Annotated in this window: 16 protein-coding genes; 1 reads left to right on the forward strand and 15 read right to left on the reverse strand. The window is 70.2% G+C overall.

Annotation, left to right across the window (positions count from 1 at the left end):
- Positions 1–4: 4 nt before the first annotated feature.
- The 13 genes from ACFCVM_RS13725 to truB all read right to left on the reverse strand — a co-directional run bounded on the left by ACFCVM_RS13725 (position 5) and on the right by truB (position 12,762).
- Entirely contained in the window at positions 5–997 is a 993-nt protein-coding gene (locus ACFCVM_RS13725; protein ID WP_375837010.1) for a glycerophosphodiester phosphodiesterase, read from the reverse strand.
- Between the two features lie 112 nt (positions 998–1,109).
- Positions 1,110–2,270, reverse strand: a complete 1,161-nt coding sequence (locus tag ACFCVM_RS13730; RefSeq protein ID WP_375837011.1) for a N(5)-(carboxyethyl)ornithine synthase — start codon at positions 2,268–2,270, stop codon at positions 1,110–1,112.
- 148 nt (positions 2,271–2,418) lie between these two features.
- On the reverse strand, positions 2,419–3,900 hold the full coding sequence (locus ACFCVM_RS13735; protein WP_375837012.1) for an SDR family oxidoreductase: 1,482 nt from the start codon (positions 3,898–3,900) through the stop codon (positions 2,419–2,421).
- Between the two features lie 30 nt (positions 3,901–3,930).
- Positions 3,931–4,170 carry a hypothetical protein gene (locus ACFCVM_RS13740; protein WP_375837013.1) on the reverse strand — a complete coding sequence of 80 codons (240 nt, stop codon included), beginning with the start codon at positions 4,168–4,170 and terminating at the stop codon, positions 3,931–3,933.
- 7 nt (positions 4,171–4,177) lie between these two features.
- A complete protein-coding gene (locus ACFCVM_RS13745) occupies positions 4,178–5,038 on the reverse strand; it encodes an aldehyde dehydrogenase family protein (RefSeq protein WP_375837014.1) in 861 nt (286 codons plus the stop codon).
- On the reverse strand, positions 5,035–6,621 hold the full coding sequence (locus ACFCVM_RS13750; protein WP_375837015.1) for an aldehyde dehydrogenase family protein: 1,587 nt from the start codon (positions 6,619–6,621) through the stop codon (positions 5,035–5,037). Before ACFCVM_RS13750 ends, ACFCVM_RS13745 begins: the two co-directional genes overlap by 4 nt.
- 10 nt (positions 6,622–6,631) lie before the next feature.
- On the reverse strand, positions 6,632–7,639 hold the full coding sequence (gene deoC / locus ACFCVM_RS13755; RefSeq protein ID WP_375837016.1) for a deoxyribose-phosphate aldolase: 1,008 nt from the start codon (positions 7,637–7,639) through the stop codon (positions 6,632–6,634).
- 43 nt (positions 7,640–7,682) lie between these two features.
- Positions 7,683–8,627, reverse strand: a complete 945-nt coding sequence (locus tag ACFCVM_RS13760) for a sugar-binding transcriptional regulator (protein ID WP_375837018.1) — start codon at positions 8,625–8,627, stop codon at positions 7,683–7,685.
- Between the two features lie 170 nt (positions 8,628–8,797).
- The gene (locus ACFCVM_RS13765) at positions 8,798–10,018 is read right to left on the reverse strand and encodes a CynX/NimT family MFS transporter (protein ID WP_375837019.1); all 1,221 of its coding nucleotides are present in this window, start codon (positions 10,016–10,018) and stop codon (positions 8,798–8,800) included.
- A 32-nt stretch (positions 10,019–10,050) separates the two neighbouring features.
- Positions 10,051–10,983, reverse strand: coding sequence for a bifunctional riboflavin kinase/FAD synthetase (locus ACFCVM_RS13770; protein WP_375837629.1), 933 nt, complete (start codon positions 10,981–10,983; stop codon positions 10,051–10,053).
- The gene (locus ACFCVM_RS13775; protein ID WP_375837021.1) at positions 10,980–11,375 is read right to left on the reverse strand and encodes a hypothetical protein; all 396 of its coding nucleotides are present in this window, start codon (positions 11,373–11,375) and stop codon (positions 10,980–10,982) included. Before ACFCVM_RS13775 ends, ACFCVM_RS13770 begins: the two co-directional genes overlap by 4 nt.
- Positions 11,376–11,449: 74 nt before the next feature.
- Positions 11,450–11,818: a hypothetical protein gene (locus tag ACFCVM_RS13780; RefSeq protein ID WP_375837022.1), complete on the reverse strand. Its 369-nt coding sequence runs from the start codon at positions 11,816–11,818 to the stop codon at positions 11,450–11,452.
- The gene (truB, locus tag ACFCVM_RS13785) at positions 11,815–12,762 is read right to left on the reverse strand and encodes a tRNA pseudouridine(55) synthase TruB (protein WP_375837024.1); all 948 of its coding nucleotides are present in this window, start codon (positions 12,760–12,762) and stop codon (positions 11,815–11,817) included. Before truB ends, ACFCVM_RS13780 begins: the two co-directional genes overlap by 4 nt.
- Before the next feature lie 58 nt (positions 12,763–12,820).
- Here truB and ACFCVM_RS13790 point away from each other — a divergent pair, with 58 nt between their 5' ends.
- Complete coding sequence (locus tag ACFCVM_RS13790) at positions 12,821–13,816, forward strand: ketopantoate reductase family protein (RefSeq protein WP_375837026.1); 996 nt, start codon at positions 12,821–12,823, stop codon at positions 13,814–13,816.
- A gap of 107 nt (positions 13,817–13,923) precedes the next feature.
- Here ACFCVM_RS13790 and ACFCVM_RS13795 read toward each other — a convergent pair whose 3' ends face one another.
- Together ACFCVM_RS13795 and ACFCVM_RS13800 are read right to left on the reverse strand one after the other, a co-directional pair.
- A complete protein-coding gene (locus tag ACFCVM_RS13795; protein ID WP_375837028.1) occupies positions 13,924–16,431 on the reverse strand; it encodes a hypothetical protein in 2,508 nt (835 codons plus the stop codon).
- Positions 16,432–16,705: 274 nt separating this feature from the next.
- The gene (locus ACFCVM_RS13800; RefSeq protein ID WP_375837029.1) at positions 16,706–17,308 is read right to left on the reverse strand and encodes a hypothetical protein; all 603 of its coding nucleotides are present in this window, start codon (positions 17,306–17,308) and stop codon (positions 16,706–16,708) included.
- Between the last annotated feature and the right edge of the window lie 32 nt (positions 17,309–17,340).

Genomic DNA, 17,340 nt, shown 5'->3' on the forward strand with positions numbered 1-17,340 from the left:
TCGCTCAGGTGCCCGGTGCGGTGACCGCCAGCCAGTCGTCGAGCTCGCTCGGTTCGTCGGTGATGATGCCGTCGACGCCGAGGGCGCTCACCTCTTCCCAGTGCTCATGGCTGTTCAGCGTGTAGCAGAGCACGGCGATGCCGGCGTCGTGCAGGGCGACGAGAGCGCCCGGCTGGGCGGTGACGGATGCCGCGGTGGTGCCGATCCCGATGACCCCGAGCCGCTCGGCCATGGGCACGGGGTTCGCAGGGAGCTCCCGGGCGAGCATGATGCGGGGAATCGTCGGCGCGACGCGCTGCAGGGCGAAGAGCGTCTCGAGGCTGAAGCTCTGCAGCACGACGCGTCCGCGAAGCCCGTGCCGTTCGATGAGCCCGGTCACGGTGCGAATGCCCTCGGCGCGCCAGTCGGCCTTCAGCTCGATGAGCGCCCGCGCATCGCCGCGATCCGCGAGCGCCTCGAGAAAGGCGTCGAGCGTCGGGATGCGCGTTCCGGCGAACTCCTCGCCGTACCAGGCACCGGCATCGAGTCGGCCGACGGCGGCAGCATCGAGCTCGCCGATCGACCGGGTGTCGCCCGTGATCCGCTCGAGCGTCGAGTCGTGGAACAGCACGGGCACCCCGTCGCTCGTCAGCTGCACGTCGGTTTCGACGAACGCGAGTTCGTCCATCGCGCGCTCGAGCGAGGGCATCGTGTTCTCGGGCGCCGCGGCACGGTCACCGCGATGGCCGACGGTGAAGGCCGGCTCCCCCGGTTCGCGGAGCGCGCCGAAGACGTCGATCGCGTAGACGGTCGGGGGTACCTGCGCGAAGAGCAGCACGCCGGCGAGCACCGCGGCGGCGAGGGTCGCGAGGGTGATCCGCACCCCGCGTGGCGGCGGGGTCAGCGGGTGCGGGTGGCGGGCGGTGCCGGCGGGTTCGGGCGTTCGGGTGGCACGGTCGGCTCGGGTGGGCCGACGACGCCGGGTCGCCGAGGCGACCGTGTCGAGGGGGTGGAACACGGGTTCGGGCCTTTCCACCGTCGCGCGCCGTTGCGCGATCGGTGCAGGTCACTCTAGCAACACCGTTACCGTTTCGTTATCTCCCATTCGTGGGGCATCCGCAGCGATCCTCTCATCCGAGCGAGGTGTGCGGGTACTCGGCCGATCGACGCTGGAACTCGAGGATGGCCGGGTTGCGGATGCGGCCGCCGGCGATCTCGGTGGCGCGATCGATCGTCTCAGACGCCGCCCACGCCTCAGGTCCTTCCATGACCGAACGCAGGAACGGCATCAGGGCCTCGCTGATCTCCCACGTGGCGGAGTTCCAGAGGTAGGACGGACTGTGATCGACGGCGTAGTAGTTCGTCGACTCCCCGACGGTGAACATCGGGTCCTCGAACGAGGTCGGGCGGGCCCAGCCGAAACCCATTCCGGTGTCGACCGACACGTCGACGATGAGGCTGCCCGGCCGGAAGTGCCCGAGGTCCTCGGTACGCAGGTAGGTCAGCGGCGAATTCGGATCCTGGAGGGTGCAGTTCACCACGATGTCCCGCTCGGCGAGGAACGGCGCCAGCGCGACCGGCCCATCGTCGGTGTTCACCGTGCTCTCGTAGGGAGCCTCGGGGTTGTGCTCGAACTGGATGATGTCGACCGACGGGATCGGCGAGCTCACCGCGGCGGTATCGCGGTTGGTGAGCACTCGGACATCGTGGATGCCGTGTGCGTTCAACGCCGTCACTGCGCCCCGCGCGGTCGCCCCGAAGCCGATCACGACCGCGCTCAGGCGTCGCCCGTAGTCGCCCGTCGATCCGCACAACTGCAACGCGTGCAGCACCGAGCAGTACCCGGCGAGTTCGTTGTTCTTGTGGAACACGTGCAGGCCGAAGCCCCCGCCGGCGGTCCAGTGGTTCATCGCCTCCCAGGCGATGAGCGTGAGTCGCTTGTCGATGGCGAGCTGGGTCAGCTCGCGGTCCTGCACGCAGTGCGGCCAGCCCCACAGCACCTGGCCGTCGCGGAGCTCTTCGAGGTCGGCGGCCTGCGGCTTGGGCAGGAGCACCACATCGCTCTGCGCGACGACCTCCTCGCGGGTGCCGAGCGCACCGACGAACGGCTGGAGTTGGTCATCGGAGATCCCGAAGCGCTCACCGTAGCCGCGCTCGAGGATCATGCGCTCCCGAAGATCGGGATCGATGCGCTCCAGATGCGACGGATGCAGCGGCAGTCGCTTCTCGTCGGGCTTGCGCGAATGCGCGAGCACCCCGAGAACGAGGAGTTGAGCGGTCGTGCTGGCCATTTCGGGACGTCCTGTCTCCCGCCGGTGCGTGCGCGACGGATTCTCTCAGAGGAATCCGCGAGGAACTGGTCGCCGTCGAATCACCGGCCGCGCGATCGACGGCCTGTCCTGAGGCTACGCCATGCCGTCGCTGCCGCCACCGGCACTGTCAGTGTGCGGCGTCAGGCTCATCGCCGCGCAGCGCCTCGGCCTCGGCAGTGATCCGGTTCGCCATGCCGGCGAAGATGATGCCGTGGAACGGGAGGATCGCCCACCAGTAGAGACGGCCCGAGAGTCCCTTGGGGAAGAAGACCGCTCGCTGGCGGTACTCGGCACCGCCCTCCGCCGGCCGCACCGCGAGCTCCAACCAGGCCCGCCCCGGCACCCGCATCTCGGCGCGGAGACGAAGGAAGCTCCCGCGGTCGATCGCCTCCACTCGCCAGAAGTCGACGGCGTCGCCCACGTGCAGCGTCTCGGGGTCGCGCCGCCCTCGTCGAAGGCCGACGCCGCCGGTGAGCTTGTCGACCCACCCGCGTGCGGCCCAGGCGAGCGGGAAGGAGTACCAGCCGTTCTCGCCGCCGACGCCTTCGACGACGCGCCAGAGCTCGCTCGCGGGCGCCGAGGTGCGACGCTCCCGTTCATCCAGGTAGACCGTGTGCCCCGCCCAGTCGGGATCGCTCGGCAACGGATCGCTCGGCGCGCCGGCGACCTCGGCGTTGCGCCAGCTCGTCTCGACCTCGCCGGCTCGCTCGCGCTCGAGCGCCAACCGCACCGCGACCCGATAGGGCAGCAGCCCCTCTGCAGGGGGCGGAATCACGTGGTCGATGTCGTGATCGCCCATCACGCAGTCGAACTGGAGCGACTCGATGATCGGCACGGCGATGCGACGCGGGATCGGTGTCACGAGATTGACCCATTGCCCCGCGAGCCACGGCGTCAACACGGGGAGGGCTGCGATCGGTCGTTGCGGCAGCCCGGCCTCGACCGCATAGCCGTTCATGAGCTGCCCGTAGCGGAGGATGTCGGGGCCGCCGATGTCGAGCGAACGGCTCGCCGGGAGCGGCACCTCGGCCGCGGCGACCAGGTAGTAGAGCACGTCGCGCACCGCGATGGGCTGGATGAAGCTGCGAACCCAGCGCGGTGCCGGCATGTACGGGAGCACCTCGGTGAGGTGGCGGATCATCTCGAACGACGTCGACCCCGACCCGATGATCACCCCGGCCTGCAACACGATCGTCGGCACACCGGAGGCGAGCAGGATCTCCCCGACCTGCGTGCGCGAGCGCAGGTGCCGCGACAGGCGCACGCGGTCGGGGTGCAGGCCGCCGAGGTACACGAGCCGGGACACGCCGTGCTCGCGCGCAGCTCTCGCGACGTTCTCGGCGATGCGCTGCTCGGTCGCCTCGAAGTCGTCCCGGCCGCCCATCGAGTGCACCAGGTAGTAGACGACGTCGACACCCGCCATCGCGGCGTCGACGGACTCCCGATCGACGAGATCCCCCGCGACGACGTCGACCTCCGCTCGCCACGGCACGTCGCGCAGACGCTCGGGCCGGCGGGCGAGCACGCGGACCTCGTGCCCTGCGGCCATGAGCCTCGGCACGAGCCGTCCGCCGATGTAGCCGGTCGCCCCGGTCACGAGCACACGCACACGCCACCTCCCCCAGGCCGACGAACGGGACTACGAGCGTTCGTTGCCTCGACGATAGTTGCCGCTCGCCCGGGCGAGCAGGTGCTGCGCGTGCGCATCGTCGGCGCGCTGCAACGATGCCACGAGTCGTGCGGCATCGCGCCCGCCGACGGTCATCACCGCCTGGCCGCCCCGCGAGACGATCACCCCGCCCTGCTTCGTGATGCGGTACTCGAAGGGGTCGGTCGCGAGCCGGCCCCGCTCGTCTGACGCGCCGTTGCGTCCGGACATCTCGCTCCTATCGCAGGCTCTTCGTGTGCCAGACCGTCTTGGTCTCGGTGAACGCGGCGATGCGGCCGAGCGCCGGCGCCGCGGCATCCGCGCCCGACTCCGGTCGCAGCACCCGCTTCAGGGTGTCGGCCGCGTCGATCTCGAGCGAGACCCAGTCGAGCGCACCTGCGCCCACGAGGTCGAGCGCGTTGACGTCGGCGTGGCTCGCGAGCCACGGCGCGATCTCGGCGGGCGAACCGGTGAGCACGTTGACGACGCCCTTCGGCACGTCGCTCGTCGCGAGCACCTCGGAGAGGCTGATCGCCGAGAGCGGGAACCGCTCGCTCGCGACCGCGACGACCGAGTTGCCCGCCACGAGCGCGGGCGCGACGGCGGAGACGAAGCCGAGGAGCGACGAGTCCTGCGGCACGACGATCGCCACGACGCCCGTGGGCTCGGGCACCGAGATGTTGAAGTACGGCCCGGCGACGGGGTTCGCGTTGCCGACGACCTGGGCGAACTTGTCGGCCCAGCCCGCGTACCAGACCCAGCGGTCGATCGCCTCGTCGACCTGAGCGGATGCCACGGCGCGCGTGACCCCCTCGGCCTCCTCGATCTCGGCGACGAACTGCGCCCGGCGTCCCTCGAGGAGTTCGGCGATGCGGTAGAGCACCTGACCGCGGTTGTACGCGGTCGCCCCCGACCAGCCCGAGACGGCGCCGCGCGCGGCGACGACCGCATCACGGGCGTCCTTGCGAGAGGCCAGCGCGGCGTTCGCGAGGAACGAGCCGTCGGCGGCGAGCACCTCGTAGGTGCGGCCCGACTCGCTGCGGGGGAAGGCTCCGCCGATGTAGAGCTTGTACGTCTTCGGCACGGCGAGGCGGCTCATCGCTTCGATCCCTTCGTGGCGGTCCTGGGCGTTCGAGCGGGCTTGGCGGCGCGTGAGCGCTTGGGGGGCGCCGAGGCATCCGCTTCGATGGCCGCCGTCGATGCCGCGCCCGAGATCGCGGCGCGGCCGGTCGCCGACTGCCCGATCGGGGCGGGTGCGAGGTAGGCGCCCAGACCGTGGCGTCCGCCCTCGCGGCCGTAGCCCGACTCCTTGTAGCCGCCGAAGGGCGACGCGGGGTCGAAGCGGTTGAAGGTGTTCGCCCAGATCACGCCGGCTCGCAGCTGGTCGGCGACCGCGAGGATGCGGCTGCCCTTGTCGGTCCAGATGCCCGCCGAGAGCCCGTAGGGCGTGTTGTTGGCCTTCGCGATGGCCTCGGCCGGGGTGCGGAACGTCAGCACCGACAGCACCGGGCCGAAGATCTCCTCGCGGGCGATGCGGCTCGAGGTCTGCACGCCGGTGAAGATCGTCGGCGCGAACCAGAAGCCGTTCTCGGGGATGTCGCACGGCGCGGTCCAGCGTTCGGCGCCCTCGGCCACTCCGATGTCGGAGAGGGTGCGGATGCGCTCGAGCTGTTCCTTCGAGTTGATTGCGCCGATGTCGGTGTTCTTGTCGAGCGGGTCGCCGAGGCGCAGGGTCGAGAGCCGCAGCTTCAGTCGCTCGACGACCTCGTCGTGGACGTTCTCCTGCACGAGCAGTCGCGAACCGGCGCAGCAGACGTGCCCCTGGTTGAAGAAGATCCCGTTGACGATGCCCTCGATCGCCTGGTCGATCGGCGCGTCGTCGAAGACGATGTTCGCGGCCTTGCCGCCGAGTTCGAGGGTCACCTTCTTGTCGGTGCCGGCGACCTGCTTGGCGATCGCACGGCCCACGCCGGTCGATCCGGTGAAGGCGACCTTGTCGACGCCCTCGTGCGAGACGAGTGCAGCGCCGGTGTCGCCCGCGCCCGTGATGATGTTCACGACGCCGGGCGGCAGCTCGGCCTGCTGCAGGATCTCGGCGAAGATGAGAGCCGTCAGCGGTGTCGTCTCAGCCGGCTTCAGCACGACCGTGTTGCCGGCGGCGAGCGCCGGGGCGATCTTCCACGCGAGCATGAGCAGCGGGAAGTTCCACGGGATCACCTGCGCGGCGACGCCGAGGGAGCGCGGGTTCGCGCCGAGGCCGGCGTGATCGAGCTTGTCGGCCCATCCCGCGTAGTAGAAGAACCACGCGGCGACGAGGGGCACGTCGACGTCGCGCGACTCCTTGATGGGCTTGCCGTTGTCGAGCGACTCGGCGACGGCGAGCTCGCGGGCGCGCTCCTGCACGAGGCGGGCGATGCGGAAGAGGTACTTGCCGCGGTCGCGGCCGCTCATCTTCGACCAGGTGCGGTCGTAGGCACGTCGGGCGGCGGCCACGGCGGCGTCGACATCGGCGGCGTTCGCGTTCGCGATCATCGCGATGCGCTCTTCGGTCGCGGGGCTGATGGTCTGGAAGGGCTCGCCGCGGCCGTCGACGAACTCGCCGTCGATGAAGAGACCGTAGCTGTCGCGGAGCGAGAGGATCGCGCGCGACTCGGGTGCGGGTGCGTAGTCGAGGAAGCTCATGATTTCCGTCTCAGTCGATCGTCACGTAGTCGGCGCCGGAGTAGTGCCCGGTCGCGATCTTCTGCCGCTGCAGCAGCACGTCGTTCAGGAGGCTCGAGGCACCGAAGCGGAAGAGGTGCGGCTGCAGCCAGTCTTCGCCGACGGTCTCGGCGACCGTCACGAGGTACTTGATGGCGTCTTTCGACGAGCGGATGCCGCCGGCCGGCTTCACGCCGATGCGCTGGCCAGTGGCCAGGTGCCAGTCGCGCACGACCTCGAGCATGAGGAGGGTGACGGGCAGCGTCGCCGCGGGGGCCACCTTGCCGGTCGAGGTCTTGATGAAGTCGCCGCCCGCGAGGATCGAGAGCCACGATGCGCGGCGCACGTTGTCGTAGGTGACGAGTTCGCCGGTCTCGAGGATCACCTTGAGGCTCGCACTCGTGCCGTCGGGCCGGGCGCAGGCCGCCTTCACGGCGGCGATCTGGTCGAAAACGAGGCCGTAGCGACCGGCGAGGAAGGCACCGCGGTCGATGACCATGTCGATCTCGTCGGCGCCCGCTGCGACGGCCTCTGCCGTATCGGCGAGCTTGATGTCGAGCGAGGCGCGGCCGCTCGGGAACGCCGTCGCGACCGCGGCGACCGAGATGAGCCCGTCGTCGGGGTCTCCATGGGCTCCGCCCAGGGCCTCGACGGCGTACGGCACCATGTCGCCGTAGACGCAGACGGCGGCGACGCGCGGCGTCGTCGCGTCGGACGGGTCGGGGTTCAGCGCCTTCGCGACGAGGGAGCGCACCTTTCCGGGGGTGTCGGCTCCCTCGAGCGTCGTGAGGTCGATGAGCTCGATGATGCGGTCGAGCGCCCATTTCTTGGAACTCGTCTTGATCGAGCGGGTGCCGAGCCCGGCAGCGCGCTGCTCGAGTCCGACGGCGTCGACGCCCGGGATGCCGTGCAGGTAGCGCCGCAGGGTCGCATCGTCGGGCTCGCCGCCGAGCACGGCGATGGCCCGCTCGCGGGCTGAGACGAGGGAGGTGCCTGTCATGAGAGGAGACCTGGCTTTCGTGTGTGGTGCGGTGACGGCGGCGTCAGCCGTCGAGGAGGTGGAGGGCGGTGGCTTCGTCGGTGACGAGCACCGAGCAGAGCCGGCTGCGCACGACCGCGTCGGCGACGGCGTGCTTGCCCGGCCCCGAGACGACGGCGATCGCGAGCTGCGCGCGGCGCAGCTCGTCGAGGGTGAGGCCGACGGTGCGCGCGTCGAGTGCGGGGTCGACGATGTTGCCGTCGGAGTCGATGTACCGACCGACGACGTCGCCGACCGCGCCCTTCTGCACGAGCAGGTCGACGTCTGGCACCGAGAGGTACCCGCTCTCGACGTGCACCGACGAATGGTCGGCGGCGCCGGCGCTGAAGAGGTAGGCGTCGGCCGAGCGCGCGAGCTCGATGACGCCCGCGACGACGCGGTCGGACTCGATCGCCTCTTTCGTCTCGAGCCGTTCGAGGATCGCGGGACTCGGCAGCAGGGTCGCGCTGCCGCCGCCCTTCTGGGCGATGCCGACGGCGGTCGCCGCAGCGGTGCCCGGCCGTCGATTGAGGCTGACCCCGCCGTTGATCTGCACGACGTTGACGCCAGTGGCCCAGCCCTGGCGCAGGTGCTGGGAGATCTCGAAGAGCGTGCGCCCCCAGCTCACGCCGAGCGTGCGCGGAACCGGGCGCAGGGCGGTGAGGTAGTCGGCCGCAGCCTGGGCGGTACGCGCCTGCAGCTCTTCGGGCGAGGTCACGCCGGCCGTCGAGACGACGATCGCATCGGCGAGTCCGCGCTCGTCGCGCAGTCGCCGCTCGATCGGCAGTCGCCTGGCGCGAGGGTGCAGGATCTCGATGCGGATGAACCCGCGTTGCTTCGCCTGCGCGAGGAGCCGCCCGACCTTCCACCGGGTGAGGCGCAATGCCTGCCCGATCTCGTCTTGGGTCTTGTTCTCTTCGTAGTAGAGCTCAGCAGCCCTGATCGAGAGCAGTTCGTCGATCTCGTCCATGCGCCTCCTCGTTCCACTCCAGCGTAGGCACGTGGATGCGCATCAGCAACACTCGCGGGCGATCGTGCTCATATGAGCACACCACCGACGGATGCCGCGCGCGCTCGCAGCACCGAGCACGAATGCTGCGCGCGCGGAGGACGAGCAGGGCTCGCGCCGACAACCGCTCGTCAGCGAACGAGCGAGTGCTCGTCCTCGAGGTAGCGGGGGCGGGCGACGACCGCGCCGGCGATCGCCGCGGGCACCGCCGAGGCGAGCAGGAACAGGATCGGCCACGTCCAACCGCCGGTCGCCTCGTGCAGGAGTCCGACGACGAGCGGTCCGACGGCGACGATGAGGTACCCGCCCGACTGCACGAAGCCCGAGAGCGCGACCGCGCCGGCATGGGTGCGGGTGCGCAGGTTGATGAGCACCAGGGCGAGCGGGAAGAGCAGCGGGCCGATGCCCGCCAGCGCCACCCACAGCCACGTGGCGGAGCCCGGCACGAGCAGCAGCCCGAGGTAGCCGACCACGAAGGTCGCGACCGCGATCGTGACGAGCAGGCCGACCTTGCCGTACCGGGAGGCCAGGAGCGGTACGAACACCCCGGCCGGCAGTCCCATGGCGGCGTAGAGCGAGAGCAGCGCGCCCGCCTCGGCAGGAGAGACGCCCGCGATGTCGTGCAGGATGGTCGGCAGCCACGCGAAGGCCGCATAGGCGTTGAAGCCCGAGACGGCGAACACGATCGTGAGCGACCACGCGAGCGGCGAGCGCACCGCGTACCGGAGCAGGCCGGGGTCGGCCTCTTCGGGCAGCGCCTCGACCGCGCGGGCTTTCGGATGCACGAGCATCGCGATCCACGGCACGAGCGAGACCGCCGCCACGAGGGCCCACTCGCCGAGCGAGACCCGCCAGCCCGCCGCATCCGCCACCGGCACGGCGATGAGCGGCGGCGTGAAGGTGCTGATCGACATCGCGGTCACGTAGATCGTCGTCACGAGGCCGATGCGATCGGGGAAGTACCGCTTCACGAGGGGCGGCAGCAGCACGTTGCCGACGCCGATCGCCGCGAAGGTCACGGTCGAGGCGAGCACGAGCCAGAGCGCCGAACCCACGAGACCGCGACCGGCGAGTCCGAGCGAGAGCGCCACGAGCGCGATGATGAGCGTCTTCTCGAGTCCGAGGCGCTTCGCGACCATGGGCGTCAGGATGCCGAAGAGCGCATAGCAGAGCGGCGGCAGCATGCCGAGGAAGCCCACGACCGCCGGCGCGAGCGGCACCTCGGCCTCGAGCTGGCCGAGGATCGGCGAGAGCGACGCCACCGCCGTGCGGAGGTTGAACGCCACGAGCACGATGCCCACGAGGGCGAGGGACCGACCCGCCCAGAGCGGTCGGGGCGGGAGCGAGGTCATCCCCTCGAGTCTACGGGCGGAGCCGCTCGCGCTCAGCCGGCGAGGATGACGCGCGAGCGCTCGACGTCGTCGCGGATCGTGTCGACGAGGGCCTCGATGCTCGTGAACGCCACCATGCCCCGGATGCGCTCGACGAACTCGACGTCGACGACGTGGTCGTAGAGGTCGAGTTCGCGGTCGAGGACGTACGCCTCGACCTGCTTCTTCGCGACGCCCTGGAACGTCGGGTTGTCGCCGACCGAGATCGCGGCCGGATACCGTGTGCCGGCGTCGGTGAGCCAACCGGCGTACACGCCGTCGGCCGGGATGAGCCCTTCGGACTCGGGCGACAGGTTCGCGGTCGGGTAGCCGAGTTCGCGTCCCCGAGCAGCGCCGTGCACGACGATTCCCGAGACCGTCGGCGTGTGACCGAGCAGCTCGGTCGCCTGTCGCACGTCGCCGTCGGCGAGGAGCTCGCGGATCCACGTGGAGGAGACCCGCCGCTCCCCCGCTGGTCGAACGTCGTCGACGACCTCGACCGTGAACCCGAACTTCGCACCGAGTTCGACGAGCAGCGGCACGTCGCCGGCACCGCGGGCGCCGTACCGGAAGTCGGCGCCGACGAGCACGGCCTTGGCGTCGAGCGCATCGACCAGCACGCGCTCCACGAACTCGGTGGCCGGCACCGAGGCGAGCGCCCGGTCGAACGGCAGCAGCAGTGTCGCGTCGACGCCCGTGGTGGCGAGCAGCTCGAGCTTCTGTCGCACGCTCACGAGGGAATCGGGGCACTTCTCGGGTGCGAGCAGCGCGAGCGGGTTGCGGTCGAACGTGACGACGAACGTCGCGAGCTCGCGCTCCTCGGCGATCGCACGTGCCCGGGCGATGACCGCTCGGTGGCCCTGGTGCACGCCGTCGAACTTGCCGATCGTCACGACCGACGGGCCGATGCCCGACGGCACGGCGCCGAGTCCCTTGAAGGTCTTCACGAGGCGTCCGCCCTCGAGGTCGGGCGGTGGCGTGCGAGCCACCACATGCCGAGCACCGGGAGCACGAGCGGGATGAACAGGTAACCCGCACCGAACCGCGACCACACGGTGTCGTGGGGGAAGAGCTCGGGGAAGACGATGCTGAGGGTGCCGATCACGATGACGCCCGTGAACTCGAACACGATCGTGGCCCACGCCACGCGGTACCAGGCGATGCCGGGCCGCACCAGGGCGATCGTCGCGACGATGTAGACGACCGCCGCGAGCGCCGAGAGCGTGTAGGCGAGCGGCGCCTCGTCGAACTTCGAGGCGATCTGCACGAACGAACGGCCGGTCGCTGCGAGCGCGAGCACCCCGTAGACCGCCACGAGCACCCGCCCGATGCCGCTCATCCGTCGACCTTCTCGTGCCTCCGGTCGGGCACTGCGCACGTCACTCATGTCGATCGATTCTCTCAGACCGCCGCTCACGCCTGCTGCACCGTCCAGATCTGGAACATGCGGTAGACCATCACGCCCACCGAGAGGGCGGCGACGCCGAGGATGACCGTCGACCAGCGATTGCGTTCGAGGAGCGCCCAGAAGGCCGCAGCGGGCGGCAGGATGAGCGCGCCGACGAGGTACGTGCCGAACTCGAGCACGCTTCCCGTCGGCTCATTGCCGAGCGACGGCGCGACGAATGCGACGACGACCTGCACGAGGAGCAGCACCTCGACGAGGCCGAGCGCGCCGATGGTGAGGTCGCTCGGCACGCGCCCGGCGAGCCCCAACGCGATGCAGAGCAGTCCGGCGACGACCGCCACCGCGAGCTGCACCCACGTGAACCACTCGATCATGCTTCGTGCTCCTGCGACTCGGCGGACCCCTGCGACTCGGCGGGCGGGAATCCGGTGACGACCCTCAGCTGCCGGCCGCGCGGCTCGACGATGGCGACCAGGTGATCGTGGGGGTCGACGGCGGCGAGGACCGAGGGCAGCGGGGCAGCGGATGCCTCGAGGCCGGCCACCGCCTCGACGTCGACGCGCTTGCCGTGGCCCAGGTCGACGGCCTGCTGGGCCGTGAGGGTCACGGTCGGGAGCGCCCGCCGCGCGGCATCCGCTGGGCTCATGATGGCGCTCGCGACGTCGAAGCCCTCGAGCTCGCCGGCCTCGTCGACGCCGAATCGGCCGATGCGCGTGCGCCGCAGCGCCGTCAGGTGACCGCCCGTGCCGAGCGCCGCGCCGAGATCTCTCGCGAGTGCGCGGATGTACGTGCCCGACGAGCATTCGACGCGGACGTCGACGTCGAGGTGGCCGTCGCCGACGCGGAACGCGAGGGGCTCGAACGCCGAGACGGTGACCCGGCGCGATGCGAGCTCGACGGTCTCGCCGTCGCGCACCCGCTGGTACGCGCGCTTGCCGGCGACCTTGATGGCGCTGACCGCGCTCGGCACCTGCTCGATCTCCCCCGTGAGCGGCGCGATCGCGGCCACGACGGCGGCTTCGGTGACCGCGGCGACGACGGATGCGGGAGCCGCGTCGAGCGCTTCGCCCTCTGCGTCGTCGGTCGTCGTGTTCCAGCCGAGGCGGATGGTGGCGAGGTACTCCTTGTCGAGACCGACGAGGTAGTGCAGGAGGCGCGTCGCACCGTTCACGCCCAGGACGAGGAGGCCGGTGGCCATCGGGTCGAGGGTGCCGGCGTGGCCGATCTTTCGCGTGCCGGCGAGGCGGCGCATGCGCGAGACCACGTCGTGGCTCGTGATTCCCTGCGGCTTGTCGACGAGGAGGATGCCGCTGTTCACGCCGTACAGGCTAACAGCCGTGCGACGCCTGCCCGCGCCGCACGCCTACGCTGGAGCGGTGAGGATCGGCATCATCGGCGCTGGCGCGCTCGGCGGCACGTTCGCGGCACTGCTCTCGAAGGCAGGGCACGACGTGGAGGTCACGGCGCGCGGCGCGGGCCTCGCGGCGATCCGCGAGTCGGGCATCGCCCTGAGCGGCGCCTACGGCGAGGTGCGGGCCCGCGTGACGGCCGGCGAACGGCTCACGACCCCGCCCGAGCTCGTGCTCGTCTGCACGAAGGCCCAGGACGCGGCCTCCGCCATCGCCTCGAACGCCGAACTCATCGGCGACGTGCCCGTCGTCGTGGTGCAGAACGGCCTCGACGGCGTCGCGACCGCCGCACGCCTGCTCCCCCGCGCGTCGTGCATGGGGCTGCTCTCGATCATCGCCGCCAACTACACCGAGCCCGGCGTCGTGCGCGTCACGACGCCCGCGACGAGCTACCTCGGCCGCGGCGACGGACCGGCCGACGCCGAGTGCACGCGCATCGCCGCCGTGCTCTCGGAGGCGGTTCCCGTCATCGCGATCCGCGGGTTCCGCGGTGCGCAGTGGACGAAGCTCGTGGTCAACATGCTGAACGCCGTACCCGCGATCGTCGGGCGCAGCGTGCAGGACGTCGTCGACGATCGACGCCTTCGGCGTGTGGTGACCGCCTCGATGCGGGAGACCGTGCGCGTCGGCGTCGCACAAGGTGTGCGATTCGGCTCCCTGCAGGGGCTCGGCAACCGCCGCCTCCGGGTCTTCGCGCGCCTGCCGCTCGCGATCGGGCAGCTGTTGCCGTGGTCGATGCGCGTGCGCATGGGCGGCGTGCCGAACCTCGGGTCGACGCAGCAGAGCGTTCGCCGCGGGCAGCCGACCGAGGTCGACTTCCTCAACGGCGCGGTCGTGCGCGAGGCATCAGCCGCCGGCCTCGACGCCCCCGTGAACCGGGCGCTCACCGCGCTCGTGCACGAGGTCGAGGAGCGCGGCTCCTCCCTGCCGGTCGAGCGCGTGCTCGCCGACGTTCCCGCCTGATCGGATGCCGCGGCGCTCGCCACGCCACTGAACCGCCGACTCGCCGCCGCACTGGACGACGAAGGGGGCCCGGCGAACCGGGCCCCCTCAGTCTGCTTCAGCGAACGTTATGCGCGCTTGCGGCGGATTCGAGCCACGACGAGGAAGGCGAGTCCGGCGATCACGATGATGCCCGCGACGATCGCGATCGACGTACCGGCGAATCCGGTGCTGGCGAGTCCTGTGCCGTTCGACGCGGCGGGGGTGCCGCCTTCGCCGCCGGCCGGAGGCGTGACCTTCGGGCCGATGGCGCAGTTCGGCGTCGCCGGCGGGTAGGCGATGGCGACGTCGAGCTCGGGGTTCACTTCGAGCGTCGCCGTGATGTCACCACGGGTCCAGGCGAAGTTGTCGTCGACCTCGATCCACTTGTTGCCCACGAGCGCCCAACCGGGCCATCCGTTGGCCTTGCCGTCGGCATCGACCGATGCGCCGGGCCACAGAACCTTGCCCTGAAGGCTGCCGTTCTCCAGCTCGCCGAGCTCGATCGTCTCGGTGTTCGTGCCATCGGTCATGACGAGCGAGGCCGTGTTGCCGGTCGACTGCTTGTCGGGGTCGGTCAGCTCGACGTCGAAGAAGATCCACGGCGAGTCGGCTTCGCAGATACCGGTCGCGACCGAGCCCTTGAGCGACGGCGCGACGCAGTCGGCGTCGGAGTACGGGAAGGTCCAGGTGACCGGACCGCCCTCCTTGAACGCATAGCCGGGCTTCGCCGTGGCGGTGACCGTCCAGGCGCCGTTCGCGTCGACCGAGGCCCAGTCGATGGTGTCGGTGTCAGCCGGAACCTTCAGATCCTCGTTGTCGGGACCGCACTTATCGGAGAACTCCGGTGCGCCGACGAGCTCGATCAGGCACGGGGCGTCGTTGACCGTGAAGGTCCACACGTCCTTGGCGCCCTCGGGGAACGCCGAGCCGGGCTTCGCGGTCGCGGTGACCGTGATCGTGCCGTTCTCCTCGGAGGAGTTCCAGTCGATCGTGTCGGTGTCCTCGGGAACCGTCAGCTTCTCGTTGTCGGGACCGCAGGTGTCGCTGAACGTCGGCTCGCCGACGACCTGGACGATGCACGGCTTGTCGTCGATCGTGAAGGTCCAGGTCTTCGTCGCACCCTCGGGGAAGGTGTTGCCCGGCTTCGCCGTCGCCGTCACCGTGATGACGCCGTCGACCTCGGTCGAGCTCCAGTCGATGGTTGCGGTGTCCTCGGGAACCGTCAGCTTCTCGTTGTCGGGGCCGCACTTGTCGGAGAACTCGGGCGCGCCAACCAGCTCGATCACGCACGGCTTGTCATCGATCGTGAAGGTCCAGGTCTTCGTCGCACCCTCGGGGAAGACATTGCCCGGCTTCGCCGTCGCCGTCACCGTGATGACGCCGTCGACCTCGGTCGAGCTCCAGTCGATCGTCGCGGTGTCCTCGGGAACCGTCAACTTCTCGTTGTCGGGACCGCACTTGTCGGAGAACGACGGAGCCCCGACGACCTGCACCACGCAGGGCTTGTCGTCGATGGTGAACGTCCAGGTCGTCTTGGCGCCCTTCGGGAACTCATAGCCCGGCTTCGCCGTCGCCGTCACCGTGATGACGCCATTGGACTCCGACGAGTTCCAGTCGATCGTCGCGGTGTCCGCGGGAACCGTCAGCTTCTCGTTGTCAGGGCCGCAGGTGTCCGAGAACGTCGGTGCGCCGACCACGTCGACCACACAGGGCTTGTCATCGATCGTGAACGTCCACTTCGTCTTCTCACCCTTCTTGAACTCGTAGCCCGGCATCGCCGTCGCCGTCACCGTGATGACGCCATTGGACTCCGACGAGTTCCAGTCGATCTTCGCGGTGTCCGCGGGAACGGTGAGCTTCTCGTTGTCGGGGCCGCACGTGTCGGAGAACGTCGGGGCGCCCTCGACCGGGATCTTGACGATGGGCTTCTCGCACCCCTCGTACTGCAGGAGGCTCTGGTCTCCCTGCGCGGCGACCTTCACGAGCTTGCCCGTCTTGTCGCGGTACGTGAAGGCGGGCCAGATGTCGCGTTCGTGGTCGATGTGACCGGCCGTGATGAACGCACTCACCGAGGTCTCGACGCGCGTGTACGGGTTCGAGGAGCTGCTCGTGGCGTGACAGTACTCGATCTTCTTGGTCGGCTGCTCACCGCACTTCTCGGCGTCGACGGTGATGCCGCCCGAGTTCTTCTGGGTGGCGCCGTTGTCCCACTTCGCCGAGAGGTCGAGCTTGTAGGTGCCGCCGGGAACGCCCTTCTGGACGAACGTCTTCACTTCGCGCTTGCCGAGCTCGGTCCCCACAGGAACGAGGTCCTTGTTCGACGACGCGGTGATCGTCTCCTTGCGGTTCTCGGAGTTCTCGACCTTCCAGGTGATGTCGAAGGTGCCGGTCGCCGCGTCGCAGCTCGCGGTCGCGGTGATCGTGTTGTGGTGGGCGCTCGCGGGGGCGGCGACGCCCACGACGGCGAGTCCCGCGCCGAGCGCGAGTGAGGTGAGGATCGCCGCGATGCGGCGGAATGGGGCTCTTGACGACCATCGCACGCGAGTGCGGGCATCGCCGTCGGCGTGCGCCAGAGCGGCGCCGGGCTTGCTCATTCGGGGTGTCTCCATCGGTCGGCCCGGCAGGGTCGTCGAATCCGAGGTGACGGCGGCGCTCAGGGCGCACAGCGATGTCGACGAGCGTTGGGGCGCTCGTCGACTGCGTCGGGTGGTTCGGGTGGTGATTCGGGTTCGCGTCGCCGGGGGGCTTGGCTGTGTCCCCCATTATGTCCTCCGAAACGGGGACACGTCACCCCTTTTCCTCATCGAGGTACGAAATACCTCCCGAATGGGGGACACGACGGCGACAAGTCGTCGAGGCGGGGTCCGGTCAGCAGCTGTCGAAGAAGCGCCGCCGCGGGTGCTCGGGGTCGCTGTTGTCGATGACGACGGATGCCTCGAGGCGCGGGTCGCTCTCGGCGTAGGCGATCCGGTCGGCGGGGTCGACCGGGTCGCCGTCGAGTGCGATCCGCACGTCCCAGAGCCCGGCGAGCCGCGGGCGCAGCACGAAGCGACCGTCGAGCACGAGGATGGCGTCCTCGGGCCCCGTGATCCACTTCGGCTCGACCCAGGCGTCGCGAGTCGGGTCCCAGACCCGGGTGACGAACGCGGTGGATCCGCCGAGGCGGAACGGCTCGACGAGCACGCGGCGCAGCGCCGACTCGTCGAAGCCGAAGCGGTAGTACCGATCGGGGGTGTCGGCGCCGAACGCCGCCTGCGCCTCCCTCGAACGGTGGAAGCCCTCCATGCTCGCGCGGAACACCGAATGATCGCGCTCTTCGAGCACTGCGGCGAGATCGTCGGCGAGCTCGGTCTTGCCGCTCTGCAGCGGCCCGTCGATCGCGACGATCATGCGGCCGCGGCCGTGATGCTGCAGCACCTCGTCGGCGATCGAGCGCAGGAAGGTGACCCGGGGCGTGGTGACGAGCCTCATGCGATGAGCCTAGCTCCGCGACATCCGCCTCG

Origin of the sequence: Agromyces sp. NPDC056389, from assembly GCF_042262385.1 — a bacterium.
In the GTDB taxonomy this organism is placed as follows: Bacteria; Actinomycetota; Actinomycetes; order Actinomycetales; family Microbacteriaceae; genus Agromyces.